The 458-nt window shown below is 49.8% G+C and carries 1 pseudogene; it reads left to right on the top strand.

Features of this window, described 5'->3' with window-relative positions:
- Window positions 1-366, top strand: a pseudogene (rcnA, locus tag GVJ63_RS21930) (nickel/cobalt efflux protein RcnA); the annotation flags it as partial.
- Between the last annotated feature and the right edge of the window lie 92 nt (window positions 367-458).

Genomic DNA, 458 nt, shown 5'->3' with positions numbered 1-458 from the left:
GCACGAGCCCATGCCAATGACATTAAACGACGCTTTGATGGTAGAGAGGTCACCAACTGGCAAATTTTGTTATTTGGCTTAACCGGTGGCCTTATCCCCTGCCCGGCAGCAATTACCGTGCTGTTGATTTGCATTCAGTTGAAAGCCCTGACACTGGGCGCAACACTGGTCGTCAGTTTCAGCATCGGCCTGGCGTTAACGCTGGTCACCGTAGGCGTTGGCGCAGCAATCAGCGTTCAGCAGGTCGCAAAACGCTGGAGCGGATTTAACACTCTCGCTAAACGCGCCCCCTATTTTTCCAGTCTGTTGATTGGCTTAGTTGGTGTGTATATGGGTGTGCATGGCTTTATGGGCATAATGCGATAACTCTATCCTTTAGGCTTGCATGTTATCTTCAGCCCAGGATGATTCTTAAATCAGCTATTTCCGCTGACTCTCTGCTCGCTAAGGATGCTTTT

Source organism: Pantoea sp. 18059, assembly GCF_902706165.1.
Classification (GTDB): domain Bacteria; phylum Pseudomonadota; class Gammaproteobacteria; order Enterobacterales; family Enterobacteriaceae; genus Pantoea; species Pantoea agglomerans.
Note: the sequence above shows the minus strand (reverse complement) of the source record. Positions and strands in the feature narration are given on the sequence as shown.